This window comes from Streptosporangium sp. NPDC006930 (assembly GCF_040635605.1).
Taxonomy (GTDB): domain Bacteria; phylum Actinomycetota; class Actinomycetes; order Streptosporangiales; family Streptosporangiaceae; genus Streptosporangium.
Genome location: NZ_JBEYID010000029.1, coordinates 1 through 26,952 on the forward strand (window position 1 = coordinate 1; position 26,952 = coordinate 26,952).

Genomic DNA, 26,952 nt, shown 5'->3' on the forward strand with positions numbered 1-26,952 from the left:
GCGCGTCTCTTGTCCTCCCCCTGGCCTGCGGGGGCGGCCCCGGCCGGGGTTCCCGCTGTTTCGTGGGGGGCTCGCGGGGTGGGTCCCGCGCGGGACCCACCGGCCTGCCCCCCTTTCACCCGGTTTCACCTTGGTCTGCGCAGGTGTGGCGCCCGGGGGCCGGGTGGGTGCGGGCGGCGGAATATACTGACCCAACGTGACTGCCAAGCCGCGTATCCCCAATGTTCTTGCCGCCCGCTATGCCTCCGCGCAGCTGGCCGGCCTGTGGTCTTCCGAGTACAAGGTGGTGGCCGAGCGGCGCCTGTGGCTGGCCGTGCTGGCCGCGCAGGCGCGGCTGGGGGTGGAGGTTTCCCCCGCGGTGTTGCGGGATTACGAGAAGGTGGTCGAGCAGGTCGACCTGGAGTCGATCGCCGCCCGTGAGCGCGTCACCCGCCACGACGTCAAGGCCCGCATCGAGGAGTTCAACGCGCTGGCCGGCCACGAGCAGGTGCACAAGGGCATGACGTCGCGGGATCTGACCGAGAACGTCGAGCAGCTGCAGATCCGCGACAGCCTGGTGCTGGTGCGGGACCGGTGCGTGGCGATGCTGGCCGCGCTGGCGGGCCTGGCGACGCGGCACTCGCAGCTGGTGATGGCCGGGCGTTCGCACAACGTGGCCGCGCAGTCGACGACGCTGGGCAAGCGGTTCGCCTCGGCCGCCGACGAGCTGCTGGTGGCGTTCGCCCGGCTGGAGGAGCTGATCGGCCGCTATCCGCTGCGCGGCGTCAAGGGGCCGGTCGGCACCGCCCAGGACATGCTGGACCTGCTGGGCGGGGATGCGGCCAAGCTGGCGGCGCTGGAGGAGGAGGTGGCCGCCCACCTGGGGTTCGCCCACCGGCTGACCAGCGTGGGGCAGGTGTATCCGCGGTCGCTGGACTACGAGGTGCTCAGCGCGCTGGTGCAGCTGGCGGCGGCCCCCTCCTCGCTGGCCAAGACGATCCGGCTGATGGCCGGGCACGAGCTGGTCACCGAGGGGTTCGCCGAGGGGCAGGTCGGCTCCTCGGCGATGCCGCACAAGATGAACACCCGCTCGTGTGAGCGGGTCAACGGACTGGCGGTCGTTGTGCGGGGGTATGCGTCGATGGCCGGGGAACTGGCCGGTGACCAGTGGAACGAGGGGGATGTGTCGTGTTCGGTGGTGCGCCGGGTGGCGCTGCCGGACGCGTTCTTCGCGTTCGACGGGCTGGTGGAGACCATGCTGACGGTGCTGGAGGAGTTCGGCGCCTTCCCCGCGGTGATCGCCGCCGAGCTGGATCGCTACCTGCCGTTCCTGGCGACGACGAAGATGCTGATGGCCGCGGTACGGGCCGGGATGGGCCGCGAAAGCGCCCATGAGCTGATCAAGGAACACGCGGTGGCGTCGGCACTGGCGATGCGCGAGGGCTCCGGCGGCAACGAGCTGATCGCCCGGCTGGGAGCAGACGAGCGTTTCCCGCTGGAGCGGGCACAGCTGGAGGCGTTGCTGGGCGAGCCGATCTCCTTCACCGGGGCGGCCTCGGCCCAGGTGGAGGCGGTCGTGGAGCGGGTGGAGCGGGTCGTGGCCCGCTACCCGCAGGCGGCCGCCTACCGGCCGGGGGCGATCCTCTGAGCGGCGTGCCGGTGCGGTTGCGCGACGTCGCACAGTTGGCGCAGGCCTGCTCGGGGGATGCGCTCGTGTTGTGGGGGGCGCAGGCGATGGGGCCGGGGGTGCGGGCGTGGGCGCTGGGGGAGGCGGTGGCGGTGGCCTGCCCCGACCTCAACCGCCGTGATCGCCTCACGGTGTACGGGCAGGCCGATGCGGTCGCCGCCCTGCTGGAGCCGCTGGCGGCCGAGGTCGGCCCCTCCTACCGGGTGGTGGGGGAGCGAAAACTGATGGAGCGGCTGGTCGCCCGATCGGCGCGGCTGCGCCCGCTGGGGGTGTTCGAGTGGATGGAGGCGGCCGCGTCCGCGCTCACCTGGCCCCGGCCGGAGGCGGAAGCGGGGCGGGTGGGGTGGCTGGGGGAGGCCGAGGAGGGGCAGGTCGCCGCCCTGCTGGCGCGGGCGGCTCCCGGCTCCTGGGCGGCGCCGGGCGTGGCGGGGGTGCGGCGCTGGGCGGGGGTGCGCGGCCAGGACGGCCATCTGGTGGCGGTGGCCGCCGACGCCTGGTCGTGCGCGCAGGTGGGTTTCGTCGCCGGGGTCGCCACCGCGCCGGCCGTGCGCGGCCACGGCCATGGCGGCAGGGTGTGCCGGTTCGTGCTGGGGGAGCTGGCGGCCGCGCACGAGCGGGTTGCGTTGATGGTCGACACCGGCAACCACGCCGCCATCGCCCTGTACGAGCGGCTGGGGTTGCGCGGGCGCCCGCTGGCGGCCGCTGCCCTTCAGGACGCCTGAGTTTTCCGTCCCGGGCAAGGAGTCGCGCGAGCAGGTGACGAAGGTGGGGCCCTCGCGCGGTCCCGTGTGGTCTCGGGGCGGGCGCCCTGGGAGGAAAACCTGGTGCGGGGCGCGGTCACGCCAGGCAGAGTGGACGAAATGATGTCCAGTTTCATACCTGGCCTGGAGCTTTCGCGTGCTTTCTACGCCCAGGTCGTGGGACCGATCGTGGCCGACGTGCCGCACAGTGCCGCGCTGATCGGCGCCGGGTCGGAGGTTTTGGCGTTCGACACCGAACGCTCCACCGACCATGACTGGGGGCCCAGGGTGGTGGTGTTCGTGGCCGCCCACCGCGCCGAGGAGGTGCGGCGCGCCGTCGGCGAGGGCCTGCCCGCGGACTTCGGCGGCTATCGCACCGCCGTGGGCGGTGAGCGTCACGGGGTGCAGGTGAGCGATCCGCGGACCTGGTTCACCGACCGGCTGGGATTCGACCCGCTGGGCGGGGTGAGCGTGCTGGACTGGCTGTCGACTCCCTGGCAGCGGCTGGCGGAGGTCACCAGCGGGGAGGTCTTCCACGACGGCCTGGAGGTCATGGGGCGCTCCCGCGCCGCGCTGCGCTGGTATCCGCCCGATCTGGAACGCTACGTGCTGGCCGGGCAGTGGAGGCGCCTGGCCCAGCAGGAGGCCTTCCCCGGGCGGTGCGGGGAGGTCGGCGACGACCTGGGCTCGGCGCTGGTCAGCGCGGACCTGGCGCGCGACCTGATGCGGCTGGTCGTGCTGATGCGGCGGCGCTACCCGCCGTACGCCAAGTGGCTGGGCAGCGCGTTCGCCCGCCTGCCGGGGACGGCGGAGCTGGGGGAGGCGTTGTCGGCGGCGGTGGCGGCCACCGCCTGGCGTGAACGAGAAGAGCACCTGGGGGCGGTGTATCGGCGGGTGGCCGCCTGGCACAACCGGATGGGGGGCGCCGCGGCGCTGGAGGGGAGCCTGCGCCCCTATCACCGGCGGCCCTTCCAGGTGATCGGCGCCGGCCGGTTCGCCGACGCTCTGAGCGCGGCCATCACCGACGCCCGCGTGCGGGCGCTGCCCGCGGTGGGCTCGATCGACCAGTTCGGCGACTGCGCCGACCTGCTGACCGATCCGCGGCGCTGCCGGGCGGCCACCCGCGCCGTGTTGGACCTGTGAAGCCGCAGGGCGCTGGTCAGGCGGCGAGCGGTTCGCCGCGGCGGGCCAGCACACGCCGCTCGAACCACAAGGTGGCCAGCGGCGGCACCGAGCACACCAGGCCGACGATGACCGTGCCCCGGCTCCAGCCGTCCTGGCGGGCCGCGTACAACACCGCGGCCAGGTACAGGACGAACAAGGCGCCGTGCACCGGGCCGAAGATCTTCACACCGAGGTCTCCGGTGGCGGCGACGTACTTGAAGTACATGCCGATGAGCAGGCCGGCCCACGAGCACGCTTCGGCGATCGCCACGTAACGGAACAGGCGGAGTGCGGTCGGCACGGCGCGTACACCTCTCAGAAGGGGAAGACGTCGAGACGAGGGGGCGTCCGGACAGGGGAATACGGCCTTCAGCCTATGGGGGCGAGGTGGCGCCCGCCCCGCCGGGGCACGGCCACGGGTGCGCGAAGGGCAGGCGCAGTGCCCGGGGGCGGGGGAGGGGGAGGGCCCTGGCCGGGACACCCCACCCTTGACCTGAAGTTAACTTCAGCTTCTAGCCTCGCAGAGGCGGCGCCCGCCGGGCTTTTCGCCCCCCGCCGCCGGGCGGCGGCGAGGCCGCCCGTCTTTCACCCGACGAGCACGGAAAGCACGGTGACGCACCATGAGCATGGAGATGGCGGCCTGGCATTCGCTGTACGCCACGATGCACGCCCAGCAGGACCGGCGGCCCTTCTCGGTGGCCACGCTGCGGCGTATCGCGGCCTTCGCCCGCCCGCACCGTTTTCTGCTGGCGTGGTTCCTGCTGCTGAGTGTGGTGTCGGCGGTGCTGGCGGTGGCCACGCCGGTGCTGGCCGGCCGGGTCGTCGACGCGATCGTCGGCGGTGCCGCGGCGGGCGTCGTGGTCCGGCTGGCCGCGGTGATCGCGGTGATCGCGCTGGCCGAGGCGGCGCTGGGCCTGCTGACGCGGTGGATGTCGGCGAGCATCGGTGAAGGACTGATCCTGCGGTTGCGCGGCGCCGTCTTCGACCACGTGCAGCGTATGCCTGTGGCCTTCTTCACCCGCACCCGTACCGGCGCGCTGGTCAGCCGGTTGAACAACGACGTCATCGGCGCCCAGCGCGCCTTCAGCGACACCCTGTCGGGCGTGGCGGGCAACCTGGTGACGCTCACCTTGACCCTGGTGGTGATGGCCGGCATCTCCTGGCAGCTGACCGCGCTGGCACTGGTGCTGCTGCCGGTGTTCGTTGTGCCGGCCCGGCGCGTGGGCAGCCGGCTGGCCCGGATGGAACGCGAGGCCGCCGACCACAATGCGGCGATGAGCACCCAGATGACCGAGCGTTTCTCCGCCCCCGGCGCCACCCTCGTCAAGCTGTTCGGCCGCCCCGCCCAGGAGTCGGCCGAGTTCCTGGCGCGGGCGCGGCGGGTACGTGACATCGGGGTGCGCACCGCGATGGTGCAGTCGGTGTTCGTCACCGCCCTCACCCTGGTCTCGGCGCTGGCGCTCGCCCTGGTGTACGGAGCGGGAGGCTTCTACGCGTTGCGCGGTGACCTGGAGCCGGGCGCGCTGGTGGCGCTGGCGTTGCTGCTGACCCGCCTGTACGCGCCGCTGACGGCGCTGGCCGGGGCGCGGGTGGAGGTGATGAGCGCCCTGGTCAGCTTCGAGCGGGTCTTCGAGATCTTGGACCTGCGGCCACTGATCACCGACAGGCCCGACGCCCGGGCGGTGCCGGAAGGGCCGGTGACGGTGGAGTTCGACCACGTCGGCTTCGCCTACCCTTCGGCCGAGAAGGTGTCGCTGGCCTCCCTGGAGGAGGTCGCCACCTTGGATGCGCGCGGCGGTGCGACGGTGCTGCAGGAGGTGTCCTTTCGCGCCGAGGCCGGGCAGATGGTCGCGCTGGTGGGCTCCTCGGGAGCGGGCAAGTCGACGATCGCGCAGCTGCTGGCCCGCCTGTACGACGTCGACAGCGGCGCGGTGCGGTTGTCGGGGGTGGATGTACGCGACTTGTCGGCAGCCTCGATCCGTCAGACCTTGGGCGTTGTGACCCAGGACGGGCACCTGTTTCACGACTCCATCCGCGCCAACCTGCTGCTGGCCCGCCCCGAGGCCACGACCGAGGAGCTGTGGCAGGTGCTGCGGCGCGCCCGGCTGGCCGATCTGGTCTCGGCGCTGCCCGATGGGCTGGACACCGTGGTCGGCGAGCGCGGCTACCGGCTCTCGGGCGGGGAGCGCCAGCGGCTGACCATCGCCCGGCTGCTGCTGGCCCGCCCCCGGGTGGTGGTGCTGGACGAGGCCACCGCCCACCTGGACTCCACCAGTGAGGCCGCGGTCGCCGAAGCGCTGACCGAGGCGCTGGCCGGACGGACCGCGCTGGTCATCGCCCACCGGCTGTCGACGATCCGCACCGCTGACCTGATCTTGGTGGTCGAGGATGGGCGGATCGTCGAGCGCGGCACGCACGCCGGCCTGCTGGCCGCCGGAGGCCGCTACGCGCAGCTGTATCGCACCCAGTTCGACCGGCAGGCCACCACCGCGGCCACCCGCTGAGCATGCGGGCCCTTCGCGCCGCCGGTATGAGGGCACGAAAACGCGGAGGAGGTGGCCGGGTCAACGGGCGCGCCCCGGCGCGCCCGCCTTCACCGCTCCTTCATGAAGATTTTGCGTCCTCACGCTCGTGCCGGGGTCGCACCGGGGCCCGCGCCAGGTTCGTCGGCGTGGGCCCCGGTGATGTCGACGACGACCTTGCCGGCGACCTTCCGCTCGCGGACCACCCCTATGGCCTCCTCGGCCCGCTCCCAGGACCCACGCCAGCCGACCTGCGCCGACAGCGCGCCCGAGGCGAGCAGGCCGGCGAGCAGGCTCAGGTCGGCCCCGACCGCGGCGGCGTCGCCGAAGGAGCTCAAGGTGCGGGCCTGACCGGGAAAGAAGGTGGAACCGGCAGGGAAGACGGCCGGCTCGGCGCCTGCCCACCCGATGCTGTGCAAGATGGCGCCGGGGGCGAGCAGCGCCCACGCGGCCACCAGGTGCGGCCCGCCGACCGTCTCCAGCACCACGTCGAACGGCTCGCTCACCTGCCGCAGGCCGGTGAGGCCGACGACGACCTCGTGGGCGCCGAGCGCGGCGAGAGCGGGGGCCTGGGCGCCGTCGCGAACCGAGGCGACGACGTGGGCGCCGGACAGAAAGGCCAGTTGCACCCCGTAGCGGCCCACGGCACCGGTGGCGCCGGTGATCAGCACCCGCCGGCCCAGGAGGGAACCGGCGGCGCGCAGGGTTCGCAGGGCCGTCATGCCCGCCATGGGCAGCGCCGCGGCTTCGGCCAGGGCGGCCGCGTCGGGCAGGGGAGCGACGTCGGCGACACGGACCGCCAGCAACTCGGCCCAGGCGCCGGGCCCGAAGGCCAGCACACGGGTGCCCGCCGCGGGGCCGGTGCCGTCGGCGGCGGGGCGCACGACGACCCCGGCGGCGTCGTAGCCTCCCACGTGGCCGGTGGGCAGTTGGGCGAGCATGCCCAGCTCTCCGGGGTTGAGGGAGGCGTGGTACACCTGCACGAGCACCTGGCCGGGGTCGGGTTCGGGGTCGGCGGCCTCCCCCAGGCGCAGCCCGCATGGGGCGGAGGGGTCGACGAGGAGAGCGTGCACGAGAAAGGCTCCTGTGGGGAGAGGGCGGTGTGCGGGAGGTCTCGGCGCACCGAACCAATCGGACCGCTGGTCCGGTTAGCTGTGGGCTAATATACGGACCGACAGTCCGATTGTGCAAAGAAAAACCGAGGGGAGAAACGGTGAGCGAGCGCGCCGACGCCGCCCGCAACCGCCGCGCCATCCTGCGCGCCACGGAAGAACTACTGGCCGCCCACGACACCCGCGACAGCGCCCACATCTCCTTGGACCAGGTCGCCGCGCACGCCCAAGTCGGCAAGGGCACCGTCTTTCGACGCTTCGGCAATCGCACCGGGCTGATGCAGGCCCTGCTGCAGGAACGGGCCGCGCAACTGCGCGAGGCACTGGAGTCGGGACCGCCACCCCTGGGACCGGGCGCGCCTCCCTTCGAGCGCATCGTCGCCTTCCTGGATGCCCTGTGCCGGCTGGCCGCCGACAACCTCGCCCTGCTGGCCGCCCACGAACGCTCCTGCGCCCCCGACCGCCACGCCGACCCCACCTACGTGCGCTGGCACACCCACCTGGAAACCCTGATCACCCAGACTCGCCCCGACCTGGACGCCGACTTCGTGGCCCACACCCTGCTGGGCATGTTCGACGCCGACATGGTGCGCCGCCTCACCCCCCACACCGACCCCGGCAGGTTCGCCCGCTCCATGCGGCAGCTGGTAGGGGAGTTGCTGGCCTGAACAACAGCGGCCGGGACCATCGCCTGCTCGGGTAAGAACCTTCGGCAGGCGCCCGGCCGCACCGTACCCGATCGAACCTTCGCGCCTTTGACCGCGCGCCGTCGAACACCGCGCCGCCTGCCCCCCCTCACACGACGCAGAGACCGAGGCGGGCCGCCTGCCGCTCAGCTCGACGAGGGACCGCGCAGCAACGGATGCGAGCGCATCGCCACCTCCAACTCCCCGGGCAGCTCATCGCGGTAACGCCCCAGCGTCGCCAGATCACTGTGGCCCAGAACCCGCCGCACCGCGTCCATGTCCACCGCGTCGGCCAGCAGATGGGTGGCCGTGGTGTGACGCAACCCGTGCGGGGTCACCGAACGACGGCGATCGGGATCCACCCTGCGCTGCACCCGGTCGATCACCGCCTGCACATCCCCCCGCGCCAGCCGCCGCCCCCGCCACGACAGCAGCAACGCCTTGTCGGCGGAAGCCATCCGCCCGTGCAACAGATAGGCCTCCAGCACCAGCGCGACGTCGCCCGGCAGCGGCACATCCCTCGTCTTGCCGCCCTTGCCGAAGATCCGCCAGTAACGCACCCCGTCGTTGGTGTAGAAATCCTCCACGTTGGCCCGGACCAGCTCCGACACCCGCGGCCCCATCGTCGAGAGCATCAACACGATCAGCCCGTCACGCAACTCGGTGTGCTGGTCACGCCGGCGCACCCGCCCCGCCCTCGCCGCAGGCACCTCCTGCGGTGCTGCGGCCTCGGCCCCGTCTCCCAGCTCACGCGCCGCGCCGATCAGCCCTCGCGCCTGCTCGCGGGTGAGCGCCCGCCGCTGCGGCCGCAGCCCGCCGCGCTCCTTGGCCGTCACCGTCGCCGTCGCCATCGGATTGACCTGCACCCACCCCGCCAGCACCGCGTGCTTGAACAACGCCGAGATCGACCGCCGAAACCGCGCCTGAGAGGAGGCCGACTGCGAGGCGGAGGAGACCGGCTGAGAGGTGGAGCCCGCCGCCTCCTCGGGCCGCGAACGCCTTCGCCCGTCGGGCTTACGGGCGAACGCCAGCAGGACGGCGTCGACATCCTCACCGGTCAGATCGTCCAGTACCGTCTCCTCACCCGCCAGATCCACGAAAGTGGCCACATCACGCGCGTACACCTCCGCCGTCGACGCCGACAACGCGCCGGTCAGGGTCTTGGCCCGCACCAACTCCACATAACGATCGGCCGACTCGCCCACGCTGAGACGATTCAGATCAGCAGGCCGCATGATCCCGGCGACACCCCTTTCGCATCCTGGCCGTCGTCAACGGCCGCTCACCCGCCACCAGTGCCACATCCCCGCCCGCCGAAACACCCCGCCTCCCACATGCCGCCACCGGCTACCGACGCCACAGCCGGTCGCGGCTGCGGGGGAGTAGCCCACCGGCCACCTCGCCGATCATGTTCATTCCCCCACGGTAGACGAACGCCCGCCCGCCGCAGGGCCGCCGAGAAAAGCCCCGCCGCCCGGCCTCACGGAAGTCCCGAAGATGTTTTTACCGGATTCGACTGATCTGCGTTGACGGAATGGCTTTACCGCCTCGCCTCCGGCCCGCTCACACCGCGCGGAGTCATGGCAGGGGAGACCCCGGCCAGCACCCGCCGGTGAGACCCCGCGTCCTTCAGCAGGTCACACGTAGCCGATCTCCGCGAATCACCCAGGTGGCGAACAACACGAAACCAGCGTGAACAGTGTGTTACGGCCTGCACACCCCTCTACCGAATCACCACGCCAACCGGGAAGCTGACCTCATCCCCACCCCCGGAAAGCCCCGGAAAGCCCCGGAAAGGACGCACATGCTCAAACGCACCCAACTGTTCGGCCGCAAGACCCGCGTCACCTTCGCCCTGCCCGCCGACCACCCCCTCGGCGTCGTCAGCGTCGTCGGCGACTTCAACGACTGGCAACCCGGCCGCCACGAGATGCGCCGCCGCCGCAACGGCACCCGCACCATCTCGATCATCCTGCCCCCCGGAATCCACCGCTTCCGCTACCTCGCCACCGGCGGCCTGTGGTTCGACGACGACACCGCCGACCACATCGACCACCACAGCAGCGTCATGCACCTGTGAACCCCGCCACCGGGCAGACCTTCTGAAAGATCACCCCCTCACCGCCTGGGGCCAGGACCGCACGCAGACGATCGGCCAGGGCGAGCGCCTGCCGCACCGACCAGGGGCTGGGCATCGCGGTCACCAGGTGACCGGCAGCGCGCTCAGGCCGCCGGTCAGCACGTGCGGGCGGTCGAGCGCGAACACGCGCCCGGAGGGACACCTGCGGCGAGAACCGAGGTGTCGCTACCGCGGAGCCGAATCATCGCCAGCCTGTTAGGCATCCATAGGGGTCTAAACGGCCATATTTTATACCAGACAGAATTGAGCTTCTGTCTGGTATACGATGCTTTGTGCTGATAGGACCTATTTGGTGCGGCGTGAAGGTTGTTACCGTCGGATGCTCCCCGTCGCGCGGGAGCGCGAAGAACGGGGCGACTCCCTCACGGGTGCGTCATGGCGCCGGAGTCTCCTTCTGTGCATGATCACCCCCGCTTGATCGTTCCGTTGAGCAAGATCCACGATCTTCCGGGTCGCCTAAAGCGATCAAGAAATGGCGCGGTTTCGTCGATGCGTGCCGCCCGGGACCGGTTCCGTCGCAGCCGTTCTGCCCGGTAGCCGCCCGGTGGATGTGACCGGGGGTCGCGTCCAGGTCGACCCGCTTTGTGATCATGGTTATCTCGAGCGCTCTGCCCCATGGTCGATTTGTCTTATTTGTTCTGTTCTGTTGGATGTCTTTCTTTGGCTGTTTGACGGCGGTGGCGGTCGTCCACGAAATCGGCGCCCGGATGGCTCTCCCCTGGGTCGTCAGAGCAGTTACCCGCTTCGGTGGACGAATGTGGGTAGCTCGGCGCTGTTGTGAAGATGCTCACGGCCGGCAACCCGTCCTGGATCGGGCGACTCCCCCGGTTCGGGGGTGTGGCAGGGCCGCCTTCCCCTCCCCCAGCCTGCCTGCACGGGTGCCTGCGGTGTTCAATCGGGTGACCTGGCGCGCCTTGTCGGCGGTCGAGGCCCGCGTCGCGGGGCCGTACGGGCCTGGCGGCGCTGCGCGCGGGTGTCCCGCAGGTTGTCCGCCCGTTCCTGGGTGATCAGCCGTTTTGGGCGGGTCGTCTTCATCGGCTCGGCGTCGCCGCTCCCCCGCTGCCGCGTCGGCTGCGGCCCGAGGGGATGGCGGCCGCTATCGCCGATTTCGCGGGGTTTCCTCTGAGAGTCGCGCTTGTACGGCGATGCCGGTCAGGTCGGTGGAGTCGGTCACCAGGTGTGCGGTGACCGTGGCGGTCCGGCCGTCGGAGAGGGCTATCTTCGCCGTGGCTTCCCGGCCTTGCGCTACCAGGCTGACAGCGGCGTCTTCCAGGGCGGTCCGGTCGCGATGGCACAGGTCTGAGGGCATGGACCCCGGCGAGGCGTGTGTGTTTCCGCTTTCCCGTGCCGCGCCGAGGAATCTTTTCAGCAGGGCCCGTTCGCGTTCGGCGCTGAATTCGAGCAGTCTTTGCTCGATGTCGTGGGCTGATCGCTGGGCCATGGCCGTCATCTGCGTGTTCGCCCGCTCGTCGAGGGAGGCGATGCACATGACTCCTTCCACGCGTCCGCTGAGGGGGTTGAGCACGGGTGTTCCCACGGCGGCGAACTTGTGGAGTTTTTCCCACAGGTGCTCGTTGCCTGAGACCTGGTAGGTTCGCCGTTCCAGCAGCGTGGAGCCGACGGCGTTGGTGCCTATGTCGGACTCGGCGTAGCTGAAGCCCGGAATGACGCCGGTGGCGTCGGCTGCCGCCCGCATTGAGGTGTCGCCCAGGGCGCGTAGGAACAGCACTCCGGAGGAGTCGCTCAGGAACACCCCTGAGGAGGTGCCGGCGATGGTCGTTTGCAGTCGGTCGAGTACGGGCCGGGCCGCGCGTATCAGGATGTTGTCGTAGTCGAGGTCGTCGAGCAGGCGTGTTCGGAAGCCGCCGGGGGGCAGTCCGGCGGCTTGACAGCGTCGCCACGAATTCAAGATCGGAGTGCGCATCTCGTCCTCCGTGAGCGTCCCGTCCAGGAGGCGCTCCATGATCTCGCCGGCGTGTTGTCCCGCGGTGTTCAAGACATTCGCCGTTCGGCTCACGCCCACAACGTCCTCACAATGAACAAATCCTTTGTGCGCGGGTTTTCTTGTCGGGCCGGTGAATTGCTGCCGGTTCTTTGTGGCTGACTTTTCTGTGTGCTCGATGGGTGCGTTGGCGAGTCGGTCGTTTCACGAGGTGGTGGCTGGGAGGTGGAGGGTGAAGCGTGCCCCGTTCGGAAAGGCGTCCTCGACGTGGAGGGTGCCGTGGTGGTCGCGGGCGATGGCGCGGGCGATGGCCAGGCCGAGTCCGGTGCCGCCGCGGTCGCGGCTGCGGGCGCTGTCCAGCCGGGTGAAGGGCTGGAAGACGTGTTCACGTTCGGCCGGGGGGACTCCGGGGCCGTCGTCGGTGACGCTGAGTTCGGCGGTGTCGCCGGTGCGGCGTACCTCTACGGTGATGTGGTGGGCGGCGTGCCGTTGGGCGTTGTCGAGCAGGTTGTTCAGCACCCGGCAGATTTGTATGGGGACGGCGCTGGCCAGCACTTTGGGGGCGAGGTCGAGCTGTGTCGGGTGATGGTCGCCGATCCGGCGTGTGACTTCGGCTTCGACGAGTTCGGCGAGGTCGACGGGCTCCAGGGCGGTGAGCGGGGCCGTTCCGGTCCGGGCCAGTGAGAGCAGGTCGGTGATGATGGCCTGCAGTCGGTCCACGTCGTTCAGCGCGTGGCCGAGTAGGTCGGTGAGGTCGGTCTCGCCGGGGTGGAGCCGGGCTTCCTCCAGTTGGACCCGTAGTCCTGCGAGGGGGGTGCGTAGTTCGTGGGAGGCGTCGGCGGTGAAGCGCCGTTGGCGGTCGAGCGCGTCTCGCAGTGACACGGTGGTCTGCTCCAACTCTGTGGAGATCATGCGCTCGCGGGTGTAGAGGCGGGCGTTGTCCACGCACAGCGCCGTGCGGTTGACCAGGTCCTCGGCCAGCGAGAGGTCGTCTTCCTCGAATGTCTTCCTGGTCCTGCAACGGTAGAAGCTCACCACCCCCAGGGTGATGCCGCGGGCCCGCATCGGTACCGCGACGAGGGAGTGGATGCCGTGTTCGCAGGCTTTCCGGCAGCGTTCGGGATCTTGTGCTATCCAGCCGAGGTTGGTGGGTAGCGCCGGTTCGAGTACCGGTTGTCCGGCGGCCACGCTGCGGGCCTGTGGTGTGGAGGCGAGCAGTTGGATGAGTGCGTTGACCGGGTGCAGGCAGGAGTGTTTGCGTACGCCCAGGAAGGCGACTCGGCGTAGTCCGTCGTTGATGCCGGTGGGTTCCTGTCCGCGTGGCACGCGGTCGTACAGGTCGACGCCGACGTAGTCGGCGAAGCGGGGGACGGCGACTTCGGTCAGTTCTTCGGCGGTTCGGGTCACGCTCAGTGAGGTGCCGATGTGGGAGCCGGCGTCGCACAGCAGGTTGAGTCGTTCGCGTGCCTGCAGGGCGAGTCGGCCGATGCCTGGTTCGCTCACGGCGAGCAGCCATCTGTCGGTCACGGGGGCTTCCGTGTCGTGGGCGGGAGGTTTCGCGCCGGAAAGGGGTTGGGGGAACGCCTGGTTTGGGTGCTGTTGGAGCAGGCGTTGTCCGGTGCCGCCGACGGCGGCCGTGAAGCACTCGCCGGCAGTGGCGGCGTTGTCTTCGGTGGCCACCATTGACCATCTCTTCCTTCTGTGTTTTTCGACCCGTCTCGATATTGGCACATATCTTCTTGATATCGGCGCATAGATCTCCCTGGTTTATCCAAATTTATATTGATCTATAATAAATTGGGTCGTTTATTGGTTTTATTTGGTGATGTGTGAAAGACCTTCGTCGACGGCGAGGGGTGCGGCGGATGGCCTTGGAGGCGACCTGGCGCCGTCGGGTCAGGGCCTGGTCTGAGGTCAGGATCTCGCCGCCCAAGCGGCCCGCGCCGACCATGCCCGCCGGGTCCTTGGGGTCGCGCTCCTCGTATGTCGCCGGAGCGTCCGCACTACAGTGACTGGAAAGTCTGATCTGGGGGGTGCCATGCGTTCGCTGACCCGCAAGGGGGCCGCGACGCGGCAGCGCACTCTCGAGGGCGCGGCCGCCGACATCGGCGAGTACGGCGTGGTGGGCACGACCCTTGACGACATCCTGGCCAGGACGGCGACGAGCAAGAGCCAGCTGTTTCACTGTTTTCCGGGTGGGCGGGAGGAGTTGCTGCTGGCCGTGGCCCGTTTCGAAGCCGATCGCGTGCTGGAGGACCAGCGGCCCCAGCTCGGTGACCTCACCTCCTGGCCGGCCTGGAGGAGGTCGCCGCCACGTTGGAGGTGACGATGGCTCAGGTCGCGGTCAACTGGGTCGCCACCCAGCCCGGGGGCGCCTCCGCGATCGTCGGGGCGAGTGGCGCCGACCAGCTCGACGTCACCGTGACCGCACTGGATTTCGAGCTGCCGGCCGAACTGCGCGCCCGGCTCGACGAGGCGAGTCGCGTGCCGCCCTCGTCGGTCTACCAGATGTTCATGCCCGGCTATCAGGGCCGGCTGGTCAGTCCCGGTGTCAAGGTCGGCGACAAGCCGGCCGGGTACGTTCCGGCCGTACGGAACTGGGCGGCCGGAAGCGTCGGGTGAGGGCCCTCGCGGGGCGTGCGCTGTCGGCCGTGTGGGCGGCCTCCTGTGCCGGGGCAGGCGGTGGGGTCAGGGCGGAGGTGCCGGCTTGAGTCTTCTGACGAAGCGGGCGGCGGTGCGGTGGCTCATGCCGGTTTCGCCGCGTACCAGGAAGACGGCCTGGTCGAACTGGCCGGCCGCCTTGAGTTCCAGGAGCCGTTCGATGAGCTCGGGGCCTACTCCCCCACCGACCAGGGCGTTTCTGGGGCGCTGTGCCGCTCGCACCGCGAAGACGATCAGGGCGATGAGCGCCGCCACGATGACCGCCGTCAGGAGGAGGATGACGATCAGGTTCGACATGGGGTGAGCGTACCGCCGTGAGGTCCGCGTGTGTGGGGTGAGATCACCGGATTTGACGGTGATGCGGCTTGAGAGCGCCGAAGGCGCGGGGCCGCCCTGTCAGGTCTGCCGGGTCACGCCGCGCAGCAGGAGCATGGCGTAGGCGGCGATCGAGTTGCTGTCGGTGATGGCGCCGCACAAGATCATCCGTTCCAGTTCGGCGTGGGGGACCCAGGTCTGGCGCATGTCCTGTTCGGTGTGCTCGCGCTCGTGGGCGCCGGCGGTCAGGCCCGTGGCGAGGAAGATGTCGTAATTTTGGCCTGAGGTGCCGTGGGCGTTGTCCAGGCGTCCCAGATGGGTCATCGAGGTGGCTCGCAGACCGGTTTCCTGGGTGAGTTCGGTGTGGGCGGTGAACAGGGGCGAGGGACTGTCCTTGACCCCGCCCTGGGGGAAGTTCCAGGTGCGCCGTCTGACCGGGTAGCGGTATTCCTCCACGAGGTGGAAGCCGTCGTTCTCCATGGGGATGATGATGGCGAAGTCGGGGATGTCCACGACGCCGTAGATGCCGTGGGAGCCGTCGGGGCGTTCGATACGATCCTCGCGCACGCTGATCCACGGGTTGGTGTAGACGACCATGGAGTCGAGGGTGCGGATCGTCGGTCCGGATACGTCGGTCATGCAGGGACCCTACTGGCGGGGCCGGGACCGGGCGGGGTGAAGGGCAGGACGGAGGTCACCGCGCTGAGAGGGAGGGGCCCATAGATGTGGGGGAAGGCCTCGGGGGTGTCGTCGGGGACCTCCATGCGGACGTCGAGTCCGGTGGGGTCGACGCTGAGCAGCACGAGGGGGTCGGTGACGTCGCGGTAGAAGCGTTCTGCGACGCCGCGTAGCTGTTCGTGGCCGGCGCAGGCGTGGATGAAGCCGACGTCGTCGAGGGTGCGGCCGAGGGTGGAGACGCGGTACTCCCCCGCCTGGCGGGCGGCCTCCCAGTCGGAGGCCAGGGCGAGATGCAGGATGGTCATCGCAGACATCGTGCCGTGTGCGTCGCCGTCGTTCAACCGGGGGCGGGCGGTGTCAGTGGTGGGGGCGCCACTCGCGGCGCAGGATGGCGTAGACGATCTCGCTGGTCCATACGCCTTTGACGATCTCGTTGTCGAGGAAGTGGGCCTCGCGGCGCATGCCGAGTTTCTCCAGCACCCGGGCCGAGGCCTCGTTGCGGGCGTCGAGGCGTCCGACGATGCGGTGCAGGTTCAGGTGTTCGAAGCCGAGTTCGAGCATGACCCGGGCGGCCTCGGTGGCGTAGCCCTTGCCGTGGTGGTCGGGGTGCAGGACGTAGCCGATCTCGCCGGCGCGTTGTGAGCGGCTGTGCCAGATGAGCAGGGCGTCGCCGAGGAGTTCGCCGGTGGCGGTCAGTTCCACCGCCAGGGTGAGGGATTGTCCTTCTTCCAGCAGCGCCGTCTCGCTGATCTTCTTTTCCAGTGCCTGGCGGGTCTGTTCGAGGTCGCGTGGCTCCCAGTACAGGTAGCGGGCGACCTGGGGCAGGCGGTGGATGGCGTGCAGGGCGTCGAGGTCGGCGGGGGTGTAGGCGCGCAGGGTCAGGCGGTCGGTCCGGATGGGCAGGACGGGCTTCAGCATCCGGTCAGGTTAGGACAGTGGCCGGGTGGGGGGCGAGGGGATATTGGGGGGCGGGGCGTGCGGGGGTCAGTGGGTGCCTCCGGCCAGGTTGAGGACCACGACGCCGCCGATGATCAGGGCGATTCCGGCGATCTTGGCGAGGTTGATCGTCTCGCCGAGGAAGAGGACGCCGATGGCGGCGATGGCGGCGGTGCCGGCTCCGGCCCAGACGGCGTAGGCGGTGCCGACCTCCATCTGGAGCTTGAGTGCCTGGGCCAGCAGGATGAAGGCGGCGGCGTAGCCGGCGACGACGAGGACCGACCAGCCTTTGTGGGTGAATCCGTCGCTCAGTTTGAGGGCGGTGGTCGCCACGATCTCGGCGATGATCGCCCCGGCCAGGATTAACCACGCCATTGTCACCACTCCCCCGTAAATCGGGCCAAACATACCATTTTTCGCTGATCACAGATGGGTGGTCTCCCGGGGCGGGACCGTCCGGCGCCACGACCTGCCCGGCTTGCGAGCGGCATCGAAAGCGTGTTCCACTGAGCCGTATGCGATGGGACGCGCCTCCCCTGCTCGCCGCGCCGCCCGACGCCAGGCCGCGGATCGAGCGCTCCGCGCTGACCAGGGTCCACGGGGCCCTGACCTGTTACGAGGTGCAGGCGCGCACCGCGCTGGACGTTACGCCCGAGGGCTGGGCGGTCAGTCCGTATCGGGGGTGCGCCCAGGCGTGCCGTTACTGCTCGGCGCGCCGGGGACACCGCTACCTGGGGCTGGACGCCGAAGGTGACTTCGACGCGCGGATCGTGGTGCGCACCAACATCGTGCGGCGGTTGCGCGCGGAGCTGAGGTCACGCTGGGACGGCGAGCACATCACCGTGGGGATGGGAGGCGACTGCTACCAGCAGGTGGAGGAGGTCTACCGGCTGATGCCGGGCCTGGTCACCGCGTTGCGTGAGGCCGGGGCGCCGTTCACCGTCCACACCAAGAGCCGGTTGATCCTGCGCGACGCCGACCTGCTGGCCGCCACACCGGGGGCCGGGGTGGTGGTCTCGATCGCGTTCGTCGACGACCGGATCCGCCGCACGGTGGAGCCCGGTGCTGTCGGCGCGCAAAAACGCCTGGAGCTGGTGGCGGAGCTGAACGAGCGCGGGGTGGCGTGCGGGGTGGCGATGGCGCCGATCCTGCCGCTGCTGACCGACTCCCCCGACCAGCTGTCGGCCACCGTGCGCCGTATCGCCGACGCCGGGGCCGTCAGCTGTGTCCCTCAGGTGCTGCGCCTGCCCTCCGGGGCGCGCGAGTGGTATCTGACCTGGCTTCGAGAGCACCATCCGGCGCTTGAGCCCCGTTACGCCGAGCTGTACGGCCGCGGCGCCGACGCCGAACCCGGCTATGTGCGCCGCCTGACCGGCCAGATCCTGCAGCTGGCCGCCCGCTACGGGATGGGGCCGACCCGGCCCGAGCAGCCTCTGCCGCTGGCGTTGCCCCGGCAGGCCCAGCTCACCCTGCTGTAGGCCGGCGGCCTCTCCTGGCGGCCCCCGGGGGTCTCAGAAGTGGTCCAGCAGTTCGGAGAACCTGTCCAGCCGCAGCACCCGCTCGTCGCCGGGGTCCAGCTCGCTGTGCTCCAGCGCCCAGGTGTGGTCGTTGGGGATGAAGACGGCGTTCAGGCCCGCCTGCCGGGCGGGAAGGATGTCCGACTTCGGGGAGTTGCCGATCATCCAGGTCGTCGCGGGCGCCAGGGCGTGCTCGCGGGCCAGCCACCGATAGGTGGTGACGTCTTTTTCGGCCACGATGTGCACGTCGCGAAAGTGGTGGGCCAGCTGTGAGGCCTCCAGTTTTCGCCGCTGCTCTTGCAGGTCGCCCTTGGTGAGCAGGAGCAGTTCGTGGCGCTCGCCGAGCGCGGTGAGCGTCTCGGTGACGCCCGCGACCAGCTCCAGGCGGCGCTGCAGGAGGGCCAGGGCCAGCTCGTCGATGTGGCGGCGCTCGGCCGCGGTCGCCGGGCGTTCGCGCAGCCGCTCGAAGCACTCGCCGAGGCTGCGCAGGAACATCGTGCTGCCATAGCCGTGGGTGACGGCGTTGGCCGCCTGGATGTCGTCGAGGACGGCGCGGATCTGCGCGCGCTCCAGGGTCGGGTGCGCCAGCCAGTCGAGGAAGTCCTCCACGACTCGCTCGAACAGCACGTTGTTCTCCCACAGCGTGTCGTCGGCGTCGAAGATGAGCACCTGCCCCTGGAGTCTCACCCGGTCCTCCCCCGAGAACGTCGTCATCGGCGGTCTTGGCCGCCTTCATCGTGCCTTCACCGTGTCCGGCGCACACGCTACCGCGCCCGCCGGGCCCGGCGCGTCCTGTTTTCCGCCGCGCCGGGGAGCCCGTGAGCTCATGCGGCCATCACACCCCCGAAGCCCTCCCCGGGGGGCTCGGGAGGGCTTCGAAGGTTGAGGGCTCAGGCCAGGGCGCTGCCGCTGCGCCATTCCTTGAACGACAGCTGCCAAAAGCCCCAGCCGTTGTTCCACTCCATCTCGCGGTTGGTGCCCTTGATGGTGATCACGTCGCCGCGCTGAACCTGGTTGTAGAACCATTTGGCCTGGTCGGGGCGGGCGTTGATGCATCCGTGGCTGACGTTCTGGCGCCCCTGGGCCCAGACGTTGTTCAGCGCGTGCACGTACTCGCCGCTGTTGGAGAACCGCACCGCGTGGTTGATCATCAGGTCGTAGTAGCCGGGGTCGCCCTTCTTGCGGCCCGGGGAGATCATGCGTTCGGGGTTGGCCTTGCCCATCGTCAGGTGGACGCCGCTGGTGGTGGTGTACTCGCGGGTGCTGGCGTTGCCGGCGCTGATCAGCATGGTCTGCACGACCTTGCCGTCCCGTTTGACGATCATCTTGTGCTTGCGGGTGTCGATGGTGGAGATCTGGGCCGCGCCGATCTGGATGACCTTGGTCATGTCCTTGACGCCGTACATGTCCTTGCCGCCCTGTACGCCTTTGAGGCGGGCGGTGAAGGTCACCTTCTGGTGGGGCTGCCAGAACTTCGCGGTCCGGTAGATCACGGTCGTGTCGTTGATCCACCGCCATGCGCCCTGGGCCGGCTTTTGTGAGGTGACCTTCAGGGCCTTCTCCACCCCGGCCTTGTTGGCGATCTGCTGGTTGAAGGTGACGATGATCGGCGCCCCCACGCCGACCTTCTCCCCCTTGATCGCCGGGGTCACGTCCGCCACCTCGAGCTCATGCTTGGGCTTGAGCGTCCTGAAGGAGCTGGCGGCGGTGGTGCCGTCGACCGCCCGCGCCGACACGGTGTAGTCGCTGGCCGGTTCCATGGGCGTGCTGGAGACCCACCTGGTGCGTTCGGCGTTGAAGTCGCCTTCCAGCACCCGGTCGCCGCTTTGCACAGTGACCTCCTCCAGCGCGCCGCTGGAGGCGGCGACGACGACCTTCTTGTCGGGGCGTACGGTCTTGCTGCCCTGGGCGGGGCTGATCTTTATCTCGGTCGCGGCCGGAGCGGTGGCGGCCACGGCGCCCGATCCGGCGCCGGGACCGGCGGGATCCTTCGGGCTCGACCCCGTGGAACAGGCGGTGACCAGCACCGTCGTGGTCGCCAAAGCCAGAGCGGCCACTGGCGTCCTGAGGCGTCGGTGTCCCATGGTCAGCACAATGTCTCTCCCCCACTACAGCAAACTGCTCTTAAAAACACTAATAGGAGATGCATGGTGACTCGGCATGGTTGCGATGGGTTTGGTAACGTTTCGGACTCTTCGTAAGGTCAGAAAAATGCCAACTGAGAGTCAGGTGACGGCAAAGTGCCCACGTCACCGGCCCTGACGTGAAAGCGCTGCTCCGGCGGGGTGGTCGGCCGCGGGTGCGGTTTCCAGTCGTAAACCCTCACGCGCCGGCCGCATCAACGGCCCTGTGGGGGGCATGGGCAGCAAAGGACCTTCCGGCCTCACGCACCGGTTCCCCGCCCCGTCCCGACGGCGCGGCGGGAAGATAGTCTGATCGATCCCTCTCCACACGGAAGCCCAGGGTGATGACAAGACCTCCCCCGTTGCGCGACCCCGTCCACGCACTCACCGCCGCGGCCGACCTCGACCGCGACACCGACACCGGTGAGCGCGATCTTTCGCGTCCACCGGGTGAAGAGGTGCTGCGCGCCATCGTGGAGGCCAGCGGCGAGGGGGTCGTGTTGTGCGGCGCCGACGGTGTCGTGGTGATGCTGAACGCCGCCGCGGCCGAGATGGCACCGGAGATCGCCGTGGGCCGCCTTCTGCGCCAGGGCCCGGCCGCGCCCCTGTTCGAGGGTGAGCACCCCGACGGTGAGAGCCGCGAGAGCGATCACGGGCGGCGCCGGATCCGGGTACGTCGCGAGGTCTTCGGCCTCAGCCACCGGGCCTGGTACCTGCGCGACGTCACCGCCGAGGCCGCCAGGACCGACGCGCTGCTGGCCGAGCGCCGGCGCACCGACTTCCTCATCGAGGCGGGCCGCAGGCTGTCGGCCTCGCTCAACATGCGCCGCTGCGCCCGCACCGCGATCGAGCTGGCCACCCCCTTCCTGGCCGATGCCGCCATGGTCGTGCTGCCGCCCTCGGGGCGCCGCCACGCCGGCTGGCTCCGCCTGACCAGCACCGACCGGTTCCTGCAGGAGGGCAACGTCGCCGTCGCCGACACCGCGCAGGTGCCCGGCCTGGCCGAGGCACTGGCGGGTTTCCCGCCCGTGCCCAGCCGCTGGCTGGATCCGGGGCAGGTGCCCGGCTGGCTGCTGCCCGACAGGTTCGGGGCGGCCGGGCACCTGCTGGTCACCCCGCTGCCCGGCAACGGGGTACCCGCCGGAGCGCTCGTGCTCGCCCGTCACGAAGACGGGCCGCCCTTCGACGAGGACGCCGAGACCCTGGTGCGGATCTTCGCCGCCCGGGCCGGGGCGGCCATCTCCGCCGCCGCCCTCTACCAGGAGCAAAGCGCCACCAACGCGATCCTCAGCAGCGACCTGCTGCCCCCGCCGCTGCCGGCGCTGGCCGGGGCGGAGCTGGCCGGATCGCTGCGCGCCGCCCGCCAGGCCGGGCTCATCGGCGGCGACTTCTACGACGTCTACCTGCCCGAGCCCGGCGAGTCCGGCGATCCGCTGGTGGTGCTGGGCGACGTCTGCGGCAAGGGCGCCCGCGCCGCCGTCCTGGCCGGGCACATCCGCCACTGCCTGCGCACACTGCTGCTGCTGGAAGAGCGCCCCGAGCATCTGGTCGCCCTGCTCAACCGCTCCCTGCGGGGCTCGCCCATACCCAACTCCTACGCCACCCTCGTGCTGGGCGCGCTCAGCGCCGCCCCGGGCGGGCACGTTCACGTGAACCTGGCGGTCGCCGGGCACCCGGCGCCGCTGATCCTGCGCCTGGACGGCACCGTGCAGGAGTGCGCGGCCCACGGACCCATGCTCGGCGCGTTCGCCGAGGCCGCCTTGGCCCCGGCCGGTGTCGACCTGGCCCCCGGCGAGGTGTGCCTGTTCTACAGCGACGGCATCACCGAGGCCTTCGGCGGCCCCACCGGCAGGGAGATGTACGGCGCCCAGCGGCTGAAGGCCGCCCTGGCCGGCTGCGCGGGCATGCCGGTCGCGGCACTGGTCGAGCGGCTGGAGCAGATCAGCACCGACTGGCTGGGCGGCGACGTCCAAGACGACCGGGCGCTGCTGGCGGTGCAGGCGAGGCCGGCTCGATGAGCACCCTGAGCACGACGGATACCCCGGGCGCGGCCGCGCCGCGGGGGGCGGGCCCGCACGAGGCCCTCGATCGATACCTGCAGCACATCGGGCGCGCCGACGAGTTCGCCGCCATCGACCTGGTGCTCGACCTGCTGGAGCAGGGCGTGGACGCCGAGCGGCTGCTGCTCGATCTCATCGCTCCCGCCCAGCGGCGCGTCGGCGAGCTGTGGGCGGCCAACGAGTGGTCCATCGCCCGCGAGCACGGCGCCACCGCCGTCAGCGAGCGCGCCGTGGCCGCGATCGCCGCCCGCGTCCGGCCCGAGCCCACCCGCGGGCGCCTCACCGTCGCCTGCGCCGACGGCGAGTACCACGCGCTGCCCACCCGCCTGCTGGCCGAGGTCTTGCGCCTGCGCGGCTGGCGGGTCGACTTCCTGGGCGCCAGCGTGCCGGGCCCGCACCTGATCACCCACCTGCACCAGAGCGGGCCCGACGCGGTCGCGCTGGGCTGCGCGCTGGCCACCCGGCTGCCCCGGGCGCACGCCACGCTCACCGCCTGCCAGGCCGTCGGCGTGCCGGTCATGGCCGGCGGAGCCGGCTTCGGCGCCGACGGCCGCTACGCCCGCCTGCTGGGCGCCGACGCCTGGGCGCCCAGCGCCGACGCCGCGGCCGACCTGCTGGAGCGCGGCGACCTGACCGGCCCGCCCCGCCAGGCCGCCGTGCCGGCCCATCTGGCCGACGAGGAGTACACCCACCTGACGCGCCGGCGCGCCGAGCTGCTCACCCGCGCCCTGCAGGCCCTGGCCCGCGCCTACCCGCCGATGGCGGCCTACGACCTGCACCAGGTCGACGCCACCGCCGCCGACCTGGGCCATCTGCTCGACTTCCTGGCCGCGGCCCTGTACATCGACGACGCGCAGCTGTTCACCGGCTTCATCGGCTGGACCGGTTCCGTGCTCGCGGCACGCGGCGTCCCCGCCGAGGCCGTGACGGTGGGATTGCGCGTTTTCCACGACGAGCTGCGAGACTTCCCCCGTGCCCGTCACATGCTGGTCCAGGCAGCCGAGGCGGCACCTGTCCCCGGCCCCGATCAGGAGACCTGACGTTTGATGTTCGACAAGACTCCGTTCCGTACCGAGGTGCGCACCACCGCTCCGGACACCACCCTGCTCGTCCTCAGCGGTGACCTCGACTACGACACGGCCCCTGAGCTCTTCGGTTTCGCGCGAGAGCTGCTGTCGGGACAGGTGCGCAACCTCGATCTGGACCTGTCGGGTCTGGAGTTCATCGACTCCTCGGGGGTGGCGGCGCTGATCAACGTCTACAACTCCGCGGGCGAGCACGACATCACCATGCGCATCGTCGCCCTCACCCCCTACCTGCGCCATCTGCTGCGGGTGACCGCCCTGGACCGGGTCTTTCGGCTTCCCCAGGAGCAGGAGTGAGCGCCGGCGGCCGCCACTAGAGCGCCGAAGGCTTTCGCGAAGACTTCGGCCGGCTTCGGCCAGCTTCGGTCGGCGCCGAAGTGGTGCCGGCCGATGATGGAGGCATGACGCCCACCATGACGCCGGGCGGCCCGGTGCCGCTGGCCGCGCTGGCCGCCCTGCTCGCCGACGCCACCCGCGCCACGTTCTGCCTGGCCCTGCTGGACGGGCGCGACTGGAGCGCCGGGGAGCTGGCCGCTCACGCCGGGGTCGCCGCCTCCACCGCCAGCGAGCACCTGTCGCGGCTCGTCGCCGGTGGGCTGCTGGCCGAACAGCGCCGGGGACGCCGGCGCTACGTGCGCCTGGCCGGGCCGCGGGTGGCCCAGCTCATCGAGGATCTGGCCTCCCACGCGGCCCACACCGGCCCCGGGGGCGCCGCCCGGCCCGCGACGCTGCGCGCCGTGAGCGCGGCCCGCGCACTGGCCGCGGCCCGCACCTGCTACGACCACCTGGCCGGGCGGCTCGGCGTGACGATCACCGACGCGCTCACCGCGCGCGGCCTGCTGCACCAGGACGCCGGGTTCGCGCTCAGCGACGAGGGATTGTCGTGGTTCGCCGTCGAGCTGGGGGCACCGCTACCCGGCGGCGGGCGCCGCCCACCGGCCCGGCCCTGCCTGGACTGGACCGAACGCCGCCCCCACCTGGCCGGCAGCGCCGGGGCCGTGCTGTGTGCGACCATGCTGGAGCGCGGCTGGGTCACCCGCATCGGCTCCGGGCGCGCCGTGGCCGTCACTCGCGCCGGGGGCGAGGCCCTGGAACGCCTGCTGGGCCTCACCGCCTGGGCGGGCGCCGCGGCGCCGCGGCCGCAGGAGATACTCAGCGAGCGCGCAGGCGGTGGGTGAGGCTGGTGTGGCGCCGCCCGGCGCCCCGGGTGCGTACCGCCTGGGCGAGCGCGCGGCGCGAGCCGACGATGACGACGAGCTTCTTGGCCCGGGTGATCGCGGTGTAGAGGAGGTTACGCTGCAGCATCATCCACGCGCTGGTCGACAGCGGGATGACCACCGCCGGGTACTCGCTGCCCTGGGAGCGGTGGATCGACACCGCGTAGGCGTGGGTCAGCTCGTCCAGCTCGTCGAAGGCGTACTCGACGTTCTCGTCCTCGTCGGTCAGCACGGTCAGCTTGTGCTCGTCGGGCCTGATGTCGACCACCGTGCCCACGGTGCCGTTGAACACCCCCGCCGCGCCTTTCTCATAGTTGTTGCGCAGCTGGGTGACCTTGTCGCCGACCCGGAAGACCCGCCCTCCGTAGCGGCGCTCGGGCATGCCCTCCCGAACGGGGGTGAGCGCCTCCTGCAGCGCGTTGTTGAGGTTGCCGGCCCCGGCCGGGCCCCGGTGCATCGGTGACAGGACCTGTACGTCGCGGCGCGGGTTGAGGCCGAACCGGCGCGGGATGCGGTTGGCGACCACGTCCACGGTCAGCGCCGCGATCTCCTCGGGCTCCTCGCAGGGAAACAGGAAGAAGTCCTTCATACCCTCCAGCGCCGGGGGCAGGCCGGTGTTGATGCGGTGGGCGTTGACGACCACCCCCGACTCCTGGGCCTGGCGGAAGATGTGGGTCAGCCGCACCCGGGGGATCTCCTGCTCGGCGGCGAGCAGGTCGCGCAGCACCTCGCCGGCGCCGACCGAGGGCAGCTGGTCGACGTCTCCGACGAAGAGCAGGTGCGTGCCCGGCGCCACGGCCTTGACCAGCTTGTTGGCCAGCAGCAGGTCCAGCATCGAGGCCTCGTCGACCACGACCAGGTCGGCGTCCAGGGGATTGTCGCGGTCGAAGGTGGCCTCCCCGCCGGGACGCAGCTGCAGCAGCCGGTGCACGGTGGTGGCCTCGTGGCCGGTCAGCTCCGCCAGGCGCTTGGCCGCCCTGCCGGTGGGCGCGGCCAAGATCACCTTGGCCTTCTTGGCGCGGGCCAGGGTGACGATGGAGCGCACGGTGAAGCTCTTGCCGCAGCCGGGGCCACCGGTCAGCACCGCGACCTTCTCGGTCAGCGCCAGCCGTACCGACTGGGCCTGCTCCTCGGCGAGATCGGCGCCGGTCTTGGTACGCAGCCACCTCAGCGCCGCGTCCCAGTCGACGCCGGCGAAGGCGCTCAGCCGATCGTGCTCGCAGGCCAGCAGGGAACGCAGCGCGCCGGCCAGGGACAGCTCGGCGCGGTGGAAGGGCACCAGGTAGACCGCGGGGACGCCGGTGTCACCGACCGGGACCTCCTCGCGGACCACGCCCTCCTCGGCGACCAGCTCCTCCAGGCAGCGGGCGGTGAGTTCGGCGGGAACCTCCAAGATCTTCACCGCGTCGCCGATGAGGTTGGGCGCCGGCAGGTAGCAGTGGCCGTCGTCGGCGGCCTGCGACAGGGTGTAGCGCAGACCCGCCTTGACGCGCTCGGGGCTGTCGTGCGGGATGCCCACGGCCTGGGCGATGGTGTCGGCGGTCTTGAAACCGATGCCCCACACGTCGTCGGCCAGCCGGTAGGGCTCGCTTTTGACGACGGTGATGGACTTGTCGCCGTACTGCTTGAAGATGCGGACCGCGATGGAGGTGGACACGCCGACCCCCTGCAGAAAGATCATCACCTCTTTGATGATCTTCTGTTCCTCCCAGGCGACGCCGATCATCTTGGTCCGCTTGGGGCCGAGCCCGGGAACCTCCACCAGCCGCTCGGGGGTGGTCTCGATGACCTCCAGGGTGTCGACGCCGAAGTGGTCGACGATCCGCTCGGCCATCTTCGGCCCGATGCCCTTGATCAGCCCGGAGCCCAGATAGCGGCGGATGCCCTGGATGGTGGCGGGCAGCACGGTGGCGTAGGACCACACCTCGAACTGCTTGCCGTACTTGGGGTGGGAGGCCCAGCGCCCGGTCAGCCGCAGCGACTCGCCCGGCTGGGCGCCCAGCAGCGGCCCGACCACGGTCAGCAGATCGGCACCGGAGCGGTCGGTGGCCACCCGGGCGATGGTGTAGCCCGTCTCCTCGTTGGCGTAGGTGATGCGCTCGAGCACGGCCGAGATCGATACGCCCGCGACTGCCCGTTGCTCCGGCTGCACGCCACCTCCTTCGCGCTGGATCGGCTGGATCCGCTCGCGCAAGTGTAGGGCAGCCTTCGCGGCCTGTTTCCCCGTCCTGACAGGGCCGCGCGAGGCCGGCCGGGAGGAAGCGGTCGGGGGCCGCCGGATCCACGGGAGAGGCCGGTGAAGCACGGGGGCGGGGTTTCGCGGGTTTCGGCAGGCTCGTCCGGGGGCGGGCGGGGTGGTTTGCCCGCCGATCCCCGACACGCCGGTGG

The 26,952-nt window shown here is 70.8% G+C and carries 26 protein-coding genes; 13 read left to right on the forward strand and 13 right to left on the reverse strand.

Going from position 1 to position 26,952, the window contains the following annotated elements; translation table 11 throughout:
* Positions 1-196 precede the first annotated feature (196 nt).
* The 3 genes from purB (at position 197) to ABZ664_RS34890 (ending at position 3,549) form a co-directional block, all read left to right on the forward strand.
* Positions 197-1,627, forward strand: coding sequence for an adenylosuccinate lyase (purB, locus tag ABZ664_RS34880; RefSeq protein WP_362520013.1), 1,431 nt, complete (start codon positions 197-199; stop codon positions 1,625-1,627).
* Between the two features lie 5 nt (positions 1,628-1,632).
* The gene (locus ABZ664_RS34885; RefSeq protein WP_362520016.1) at positions 1,633-2,388 is read left to right on the forward strand and encodes a GNAT family N-acetyltransferase; all 756 of its coding nucleotides are present in this window, start codon (positions 1,633-1,635) and stop codon (positions 2,386-2,388) included.
* Positions 2,389-2,526: 138 nt separating this feature from the next.
* A complete protein-coding gene (locus ABZ664_RS34890) occupies positions 2,527-3,549 on the forward strand; it encodes a DUF4037 domain-containing protein (RefSeq protein ID WP_362520019.1) in 1,023 nt (340 codons plus the stop codon).
* Between the two features lie 16 nt (positions 3,550-3,565).
* On the opposite strand, the gene ABZ664_RS34895 is transcribed toward ABZ664_RS34890, so the two are convergent.
* Positions 3,566-3,871, reverse strand: coding sequence for a DUF3817 domain-containing protein (locus ABZ664_RS34895; protein WP_362520022.1), 306 nt, complete (start codon positions 3,869-3,871; stop codon positions 3,566-3,568).
* 319 nt (positions 3,872-4,190) lie between these two features.
* On the opposite strand from ABZ664_RS34895, the gene ABZ664_RS34900 reads away from it, so the two are divergent.
* Positions 4,191-6,074 carry an ABC transporter ATP-binding protein gene (locus tag ABZ664_RS34900; protein WP_362520025.1) on the forward strand — a complete coding sequence of 628 codons (1,884 nt, stop codon included), beginning with the start codon at positions 4,191-4,193 and terminating at the stop codon, positions 6,072-6,074.
* 119 nt (positions 6,075-6,193) lie between these two features.
* On the opposite strand, the gene ABZ664_RS34905 is transcribed toward ABZ664_RS34900, so the two are convergent.
* The gene (locus tag ABZ664_RS34905; RefSeq protein WP_362520028.1) at positions 6,194-7,165 is read right to left on the reverse strand and encodes a zinc-binding dehydrogenase; all 972 of its coding nucleotides are present in this window, start codon (positions 7,163-7,165) and stop codon (positions 6,194-6,196) included.
* Positions 7,166-7,305: 140 nt separating this feature from the next.
* Between ABZ664_RS34905 and ABZ664_RS34910 the strand changes: the two genes are divergently transcribed.
* Positions 7,306-7,872: a helix-turn-helix domain-containing protein gene (locus ABZ664_RS34910; RefSeq protein ID WP_362520031.1), complete on the forward strand. Its 567-nt coding sequence runs from the start codon at positions 7,306-7,308 to the stop codon at positions 7,870-7,872.
* A 164-nt stretch (positions 7,873-8,036) separates the two neighbouring features.
* On the opposite strand, the gene ABZ664_RS34915 is transcribed toward ABZ664_RS34910, so the two are convergent.
* Entirely contained in the window at positions 8,037-9,095 is a 1,059-nt protein-coding gene (locus tag ABZ664_RS34915) for a tyrosine-type recombinase/integrase (RefSeq protein WP_362520034.1), read from the reverse strand.
* A 599-nt stretch (positions 9,096-9,694) separates the two neighbouring features.
* Between ABZ664_RS34915 and ABZ664_RS34920 the strand changes: the two genes are divergently transcribed.
* Positions 9,695-9,970 (forward strand): isoamylase early set domain-containing protein, encoded by a 276-nt coding sequence (locus ABZ664_RS34920; protein ID WP_362520037.1) that lies wholly within the window; start codon positions 9,695-9,697, stop codon positions 9,968-9,970.
* Positions 9,971-11,126: 1,156 nt separating this feature from the next.
* On the opposite strand, the gene ABZ664_RS34925 is transcribed toward ABZ664_RS34920, so the two are convergent.
* The gene (locus tag ABZ664_RS34925; protein WP_362520040.1) at positions 11,127-12,047 is read right to left on the reverse strand and encodes a GAF domain-containing protein; all 921 of its coding nucleotides are present in this window, start codon (positions 12,045-12,047) and stop codon (positions 11,127-11,129) included.
* Between the two features lie 129 nt (positions 12,048-12,176).
* A complete protein-coding gene (locus tag ABZ664_RS34930; RefSeq protein ID WP_362520042.1) occupies positions 12,177-13,655 on the reverse strand; it encodes a GAF domain-containing sensor histidine kinase in 1,479 nt (492 codons plus the stop codon).
* A 355-nt stretch (positions 13,656-14,010) separates the two neighbouring features.
* Here ABZ664_RS34930 and ABZ664_RS34935 point away from each other — a divergent pair, with 355 nt between their 5' ends.
* Together ABZ664_RS34935 and ABZ664_RS34940 are read left to right on the forward strand one after the other, a co-directional pair.
* Positions 14,011-14,298, forward strand: coding sequence for a TetR family transcriptional regulator (locus ABZ664_RS34935; RefSeq protein ID WP_362520045.1), 288 nt, complete (start codon positions 14,011-14,013; stop codon positions 14,296-14,298).
* Positions 14,299-14,300: 2 nt separating this feature from the next.
* Complete coding sequence (locus ABZ664_RS34940; protein WP_362520051.1) at positions 14,301-14,594, forward strand: aldo/keto reductase; 294 nt, start codon at positions 14,301-14,303, stop codon at positions 14,592-14,594.
* Positions 14,595-14,660: 66 nt separating this feature from the next.
* Here the strand turns inward: ABZ664_RS34940 and ABZ664_RS34945 are convergent, their stop codons facing one another.
* The 5 genes from ABZ664_RS34945 to ABZ664_RS34965 form a co-directional block, all read right to left on the reverse strand.
* Positions 14,661-14,930, reverse strand: coding sequence for a hypothetical protein (locus tag ABZ664_RS34945; RefSeq protein WP_350949716.1), 270 nt, complete (start codon positions 14,928-14,930; stop codon positions 14,661-14,663).
* Positions 14,931-15,029: 99 nt separating this feature from the next.
* Positions 15,030-15,587 (reverse strand): NUDIX hydrolase, encoded by a 558-nt coding sequence (locus tag ABZ664_RS34950; protein WP_362520056.1) that lies wholly within the window; start codon positions 15,585-15,587, stop codon positions 15,030-15,032.
* The gene (locus tag ABZ664_RS34955) at positions 15,584-15,931 is read right to left on the reverse strand and encodes a DUF952 domain-containing protein (RefSeq protein WP_362520059.1); all 348 of its coding nucleotides are present in this window, start codon (positions 15,929-15,931) and stop codon (positions 15,584-15,586) included. Before ABZ664_RS34955 ends, ABZ664_RS34950 begins: the two co-directional genes overlap by 4 nt.
* 52 nt (positions 15,932-15,983) lie before the next feature.
* Positions 15,984-16,544, reverse strand: coding sequence for a GNAT family N-acetyltransferase (locus ABZ664_RS34960; RefSeq protein WP_362520062.1), 561 nt, complete (start codon positions 16,542-16,544; stop codon positions 15,984-15,986).
* A gap of 66 nt (positions 16,545-16,610) precedes the next feature.
* Positions 16,611-16,937 carry a multidrug efflux SMR transporter gene (locus ABZ664_RS34965; protein ID WP_362520065.1) on the reverse strand — a complete coding sequence of 109 codons (327 nt, stop codon included), beginning with the start codon at positions 16,935-16,937 and terminating at the stop codon, positions 16,611-16,613.
* 140 nt (positions 16,938-17,077) lie between these two features.
* Here ABZ664_RS34965 and ABZ664_RS34970 point away from each other — a divergent pair, with 140 nt between their 5' ends.
* Entirely contained in the window at positions 17,078-18,040 is a 963-nt protein-coding gene (locus ABZ664_RS34970; RefSeq protein ID WP_362520069.1) for a radical SAM protein, read from the forward strand.
* A 33-nt stretch (positions 18,041-18,073) separates the two neighbouring features.
* Here the strand turns inward: ABZ664_RS34970 and ABZ664_RS34975 are convergent, their stop codons facing one another.
* Together ABZ664_RS34975 and ABZ664_RS34980 are read right to left on the reverse strand one after the other, a co-directional pair.
* On the reverse strand, positions 18,074-18,793 hold the full coding sequence (locus tag ABZ664_RS34975) for an HAD family hydrolase (protein ID WP_362520072.1): 720 nt from the start codon (positions 18,791-18,793) through the stop codon (positions 18,074-18,076).
* Positions 18,794-18,969: 176 nt separating this feature from the next.
* On the reverse strand, positions 18,970-20,136 hold the full coding sequence (locus ABZ664_RS34980) for an Ig-like domain-containing protein (protein ID WP_362520075.1): 1,167 nt from the start codon (positions 20,134-20,136) through the stop codon (positions 18,970-18,972).
* A 410-nt stretch (positions 20,137-20,546) separates the two neighbouring features.
* On the opposite strand from ABZ664_RS34980, the gene ABZ664_RS34985 reads away from it, so the two are divergent.
* From ABZ664_RS34985 to ABZ664_RS35000, 4 genes are all read left to right on the forward strand, one after another.
* On the forward strand, positions 20,547-22,220 hold the full coding sequence (locus ABZ664_RS34985) for a SpoIIE family protein phosphatase (protein ID WP_362520081.1): 1,674 nt from the start codon (positions 20,547-20,549) through the stop codon (positions 22,218-22,220).
* A complete protein-coding gene (locus ABZ664_RS34990; RefSeq protein WP_362520084.1) occupies positions 22,217-23,302 on the forward strand; it encodes a cobalamin B12-binding domain-containing protein in 1,086 nt (361 codons plus the stop codon). The genes ABZ664_RS34985 and ABZ664_RS34990 overlap by 4 nt, the downstream gene beginning before the upstream one ends.
* A 6-nt stretch (positions 23,303-23,308) precedes the next feature.
* Positions 23,309-23,644 carry an STAS domain-containing protein gene (locus tag ABZ664_RS34995; RefSeq protein ID WP_362520087.1) on the forward strand — a complete coding sequence of 112 codons (336 nt, stop codon included), beginning with the start codon at positions 23,309-23,311 and terminating at the stop codon, positions 23,642-23,644.
* Positions 23,645-23,748: 104 nt separating this feature from the next.
* Positions 23,749-24,525, forward strand: a complete 777-nt coding sequence (locus ABZ664_RS35000; protein WP_362520090.1) for a winged helix-turn-helix domain-containing protein — start codon at positions 23,749-23,751, stop codon at positions 24,523-24,525.
* Here ABZ664_RS35000 and ABZ664_RS35005 read toward each other — a convergent pair.
* On the reverse strand, positions 24,500-26,716 hold the full coding sequence (locus tag ABZ664_RS35005; RefSeq protein WP_362520093.1) for an ATP-dependent RecD-like DNA helicase: 2,217 nt from the start codon (positions 26,714-26,716) through the stop codon (positions 24,500-24,502). The genes ABZ664_RS35000 and ABZ664_RS35005 overlap by 26 nt on opposite strands.
* Between the last annotated feature and the right edge of the window lie 236 nt (positions 26,717-26,952).